This is a genomic window from Deltaproteobacteria bacterium (assembly GCA_030690165.1).
In the GTDB taxonomy this organism is placed as follows: domain Bacteria; phylum Desulfobacterota; class GWC2-55-46; order UBA9637; family UBA9637; genus JACRNJ01.
In genome coordinates this window covers 1-5,097 of record JAUYHF010000005.1, presented here as the reverse complement: position 1 = coordinate 5,097, position 5,097 = coordinate 1, and the positions used below count along the sequence as shown (strand labels likewise).

The 5,097-nt window shown below is 42.6% G+C and carries 4 protein-coding genes; all 4 read right to left on the bottom strand.

The window, feature by feature from the left end; translation table 11 throughout:
* Nucleotides 1–1,678 (bottom strand): nitrate- and nitrite sensing domain-containing protein (locus Q8P28_00810; protein MDP2681336.1); only part of this gene is annotated, 1,678 nt, incomplete at its 3' end.
* 89 nt (nt 1,679–1,767) lie between these two features.
* Nucleotides 1,768–4,413, bottom strand: a complete 2,646-nt coding sequence (gene polA / locus Q8P28_00805; GenBank protein MDP2681335.1) for a DNA polymerase I — start codon at nt 4,411–4,413, stop codon at nt 1,768–1,770.
* Between the two features lie 45 nt (nt 4,414–4,458).
* Nucleotides 4,459–4,707 (bottom strand): hypothetical protein, encoded by a 249-nt coding sequence (locus Q8P28_00800; protein MDP2681334.1) that lies wholly within the window; start codon nt 4,705–4,707, stop codon nt 4,459–4,461.
* 287 nt (nt 4,708–4,994) lie between these two features.
* The coding region (locus Q8P28_00795) for an IS3 family transposase (protein ID MDP2681333.1) at nt 4,995–5,097 on the bottom strand (103 nt) is incomplete at its 5' end.

The window sequence follows — 5,097 nt, the reverse complement described above, 5'->3', positions numbered from 1 at the left end:
CCCAATCTATATTTATCTTTCCGCTGCTTTTGTTGAATTTTACGGCGTTTGAAAGCAGATTCAGCATAATCTGCTTAAATTTCGACCTATCTAATCTGACTGTAGGGGACAGCGGGGTGGTTTTACTCTCAATAATAATGTCCTTTTTATGCGCCATAGGCCTGACAATGCTGAGAACCTCGCCTAAGACATCCGTAAGGGGAAAGTCCTCGGGTTCCAGTTCAATCTTGCCTGCCTCTATCTTTGACAGGTCAAGTATATTGTTTATAAGATGCAGCAGATGGCTGCCGCTTGTATTGATATAGTTGACATATTGTGTCTGCTTTTCATTCAGGTCGCCGAATGATTTTTCTATCAGGAGTTCAGAAAAACCCATAATGGAGTTCAGCGGGGTTCTTAATTCGTGGCTTACATTGGCAAGGAACTGAGACTTCGTCTTGTTGGCCTTGACAAGCTCTTCGTTCAATATTTCCATTTCTTGTTTCTTCCTGAAAAGCTCCTCATTGGCAGTCTTTATGGTCTCTGTTCGTTCTTCCACATGCTCCACCATGCTGTTGAAGGCATTGGCAAGTACCCCAATCTCATCCCGCGAGTTAATATCTGTGTTTACATGCAGGTCGCCTGAGACAATCCTCTGAGAGGCTTCCACTATCTTATTTAACGGCCGTGTGATAGCGCGCACAACCAGAAATGCAAAAATTACCGCAAGGATAACGGCAATAACAGTAAACAGTGCAAAAACTATCAAGGCAAACTGGGTATTGCTTTCAAGCTGTTTTGCCTTGGAATTCAGGTCATTTGAGAGGCGGTCTTCAACCTCTTTCAAGAGGTTTATCTTGCCTGTTATCATCCTGTACCAATGTCCTGCATCTACCCCAAAATTCCCCTTATCTCCTTTTTCAAAGGCAATCTTTCTCATCCTCGCCGATTCATCCACAAACCGGCCCTGCATTTTTGTTTTGTAAAAATCCTTTTGACCAAGAGAGGCAAAGGATAGGAATACATTCATGTAGGCATTCTGTTCTGTCACAAAGGAAACGAAATCATTAAACATCCCTGGTTCAAACCTGTCCATAGCAAAAGTACTACTCATAAGCGCACGTTCTTTCCCTGCCCTTTCCTTTCCAAGCAGAAAATTAACATATGCAACTGTCATGATGGTTATCTCAGTATTGCTGCTCAGTCTGGATATGGCAGCAACAACGTCCAAAGACGAACTAATTGTATTTGCAAAATAGTTTCTTGCCTCGCCTCCTGAAATATTAAGTCTATCAATAGCCTCTCTCTTGCCTTTAAGGCCGTCAATATCAGTCAATGCAATATCCATGTCGCTTTTAAACTCTGCGCCAAATCTGCCTGCATCAAAACCCTTAAGAAATATCTGTAAATCTGTAAGTTTCTTGTCTGTCTCACGCCTTTGTCCTGAAAGCTCAGATACAAATTCCGCCCCTTTGCTGCCAAGAAACACGGCTGAGGCGCCCCTCTCTTTTTGCAGTTCATGCGCCAGAGCGCTTATCTTGACTGCAAGGCTGGATATGTTTTCTACAGCCCTCATGTTGCTTGACAATATGGACTTCTCCCATATGCCGTTTACTGAAAAGTACATGAGGCCTGCGATTGGAAAGATAAGCATCAGAATGAGCTTGCTCTTAATCTTTATGTTGTTTATGAAACTCATAGAAACCTACTTTTATTGATTGATATATCTCTTATAAACCTTGTCATGTTCGTCATAATATCTTTTCAAGGCCATTTTTGCAAGATATTTTACAACTCTCCCCAGTTGGCCCCAATCTGAATATCAACCTTTATAGGCACGGATAGATTGGCTGCCGTCTCCATCTCTTCCCTTACAAATTTCTTCAGCAATTCTATTTCCTCGTCCGGCGACTCAAAGACAAGTTCGTCATGGATCTGAAGCAGCATCCTTGAGCGAAGGCCGCATTCTTTCAATCCTTTGGATATATTTATCATTGCAATCTTGATTATATCCGCGGCCGTCCCCTGCACAGGCGTATTGATTGCCATTCTCTCTCCCAATCGTCTTATCTGTTCGCTTTCGCTTCTGAGTTCAGGTATATGCCGCCGCCTTCCAAAGAGTGTTGTCACATAACCGGCAGCGGCCGCCTCGCTGATGATTTGATCTATAAATGCCTTCACGCCTTTATAGTGCAAAAAGTAATTATCTATATAACCCCTTGCCTCGTCCTGAGATATACCTAATTCTGCGGCCAGACCATAAGCCCCCATGCCGTAGATAATGCCGAAGTTTATCGCCTTTGCCCTCCTCCTCATCTCTTCGGTCACAAGCCCGGGTATAATGCCAAAGACCTCTGACGCTGTCCTTGTATGGACATCCTCATCTTTTTTAAACGCCTCTACAAGCAGCGGATCTCCGGACAGGTACGCAACGATCCTGAGCTCTATCTGCGAATAATCCGCTGATAAAAACAAAAAGCCCTTGTCTGCAATAAAACCCCTCCTAATCCTTTTCCCAAGCTCTGTCCTTATAGGGATATTCTGAAGATTAGGCTCTGAACTGGAAAGCCGTCCTGTTGCTGTAACTGTTTGATTGAATGATGTGTGAATCCTTTGAGTTGCCGGATTTATAAGTCCTAAAATTGCGTCCACATAGGTTGATTTCAGTTTTGAGAGCTGTCTGAAATTCAAAATCTCCGCCGGAAGCTCATGGCCGGCGGCAAGCGCTTTTAAGACATCCTCATCTGTGGAAAATCCTGTCTTTGTCTTTTTTACAGGCTTTAATTTTAGCTTCTCAAACAAAACTGAGGCTAATTGTTTGGGCGAATTGATATTGAATTCTACGTCGGCAATTGAATAAATCCTGTTTCTGATGTTTTCAATCCGGCCTTCCAATTCTTTGGAAAGATTTAAGAAATATCCCTTGTCAACCTTTATGCCGTTAAGTTCCATCTCTGCCAGAACCCCGGCCAATGGAATTTCTATTTCATTAAAAAGGCTTAAAAGGCAATCGCCTTCCAATTGCGGCAACAATTTCCCGGAGATCTGGAATATTGCGTCAGCCTCAGCGCAAACCCTGCTGCATGCGGTATTTATATCAACATCTTCAAATGCCGCTGTTTTGAATTGCGCCATTTTATAACCTAAGTGTTCATGGGCTATATCCTCAATATTATAGTTTGACCTGGAAGGATTTAACAGATATGACGCGATGCTTGTGTCAAAGATTGCGCCCCTCATCTGAATACTCTGCTGTTTAAAAAAGATATGAACTGCCTTTATATCATGGCTAATCTTTTTTATGCCTTCATCTTCAATAATGGGTTTAATGGCCTGAGTTACAAGTCGCCTGTCAATTTGCGAAGGGGCGCCCAGATAGCGATGGCCTGTTGGAATATAAAATGCCTGGCCCGGTTTAATGCAGACAGCAAGCCCGGTTAATTCGCCGAATATTGCGCCGCCCTGTTTCTTAATTACAATCGCTGCCTCTCCGGCCTCTTTTACCTTTGCCGTAAGGTCTTTCAGTTTATCTATATCAGTTACGCAGGTGTATTCTCCTTTAATATCTGACCGTTCATCTGGAATAATCTCATTTAATAACTTTGTGAATTCCATCTCCTTTAACAATTCTTTCAGCCTTTGATAATCCGGCGCTTGAACAGCAAGGTCTTCAAACCTATAATCCACAGGCGCATTTTTATCTATAACGGCAAGCGCCCTTGAAAGCCTTGCGTCTTCCGCATATTCACCGAGTTTCTCTCTCAACCCCTTTTCTCTTACCTTGTCAATATTGAGCAAAAGATTTTCAATGGTTCCAAACTCCTTTATAAGTTTTACAGCGGTCTTTTCGCCGATGCCTTTCACACCGGGTATGTTATCTGATGAATCTCCTGCAAGGCCCATAATTTCTACAATCTGCTCAGGCTTTGTGCCGAACCTTTCCATTACCTCTTTTATGCCAAATTTCTTATCCTTCATGGTGTCAACAATGGTTGTATTTTCATCTATAAGCTGCAGCATATCCTTGTCAGCCGCGATGATTATTACCTCCACATCCTTTTCCTTCATCTGTCTGGATATTGTGCCGATAACATCATCAGCCTCATAGCCTTCCAGTTCAAGAACCGGCAGATTCAATGCCCTTACCAGTTCCTTTATATAAGGTATTTGCGGTTTCAGGCTGTCAGGCATTTCAGGCCTGTGCGCCTTATACTCCTCATACATCTTATGCCTGAAAGACGGCCCTTTGACATCAAAGGCAACTGCTATATGGTCTGTTTTAAAGTCCTTGATAACCTTTAACAGCATCCGGGCAAAACCATATACAGCGTTTGTGGGAATACCCTTGGAATTGGAAAGATGCGGAATGGCATGAAATGCCCTGTAGATATACGCTGTGCCATCTATGAGGAGGAGTTGTTTTTTAGGCTGCATTTGAAAAATTATACCTTTTCCTACAACTTCAACAATAAAGAGCTATCAGCCGTGAGCTTTAATGCGTCGGATAGAGCGCTTTGTCAGGTCAATCGATTTCTGTGCAATATTTATAAGGGATCGAAGCGCATCATTTACGGCTTCTTCTGTAGGAAAGGCCTTTGCCACATCAGGGCTAAGAAGAACCAAATTGGTGCCCTTCCTATAAGCCTCAAAATATTTGCCGCGGACACCGGTACCCAAATCCTCACGACGATATTCAGGACGCAACTCTTCAAGTTTAACCTTCTTCATAAATCCTCCTCTCCTGGCGTGTTATAAGACGCGCGCTAATAATCCTTATCCGACCATCGCGATATGTATGTGAAACGATAAGCTCGCTGACGAGTGCCATGAATAACGTCAGCCAGCCAAAAACCAGTTTGCATTTCGTAAACCAAACACATACTCAAAAAACGTCCTGTGGCACTCGTTCATGTGCAGCGTATGGTTATATGTTTTTTCATCTAATAAAACTGTTTGTTATAGTCTATCTAATATCTCTTTTGGACTTCCCCCGAATTTAAGGACACTAAGTTAGGTTAGGCTACCATAGATTCGAGCTCATAAGATACTGGAGAAAGATACCCCAGTGTTGAGTGACGTCTCTTTCGATTATAGAATATTTCAATATAATTAAAAATA

Excerpts from the sequence above, each read along its gene's own strand:
- polA (MDP2681335.1), bottom strand. The coding sequence starts at position 4,413 with ATGCAGCCTAAAAAACAACTCCTCCTCATAGATGGCACAGCGTATATC.
- Q8P28_00800 (MDP2681334.1), bottom strand. The coding sequence starts at position 4,707 with ATGAAGAAGGTTAAACTTGAAGAGTTGCGTCCTGAATATCGTCGTGAG.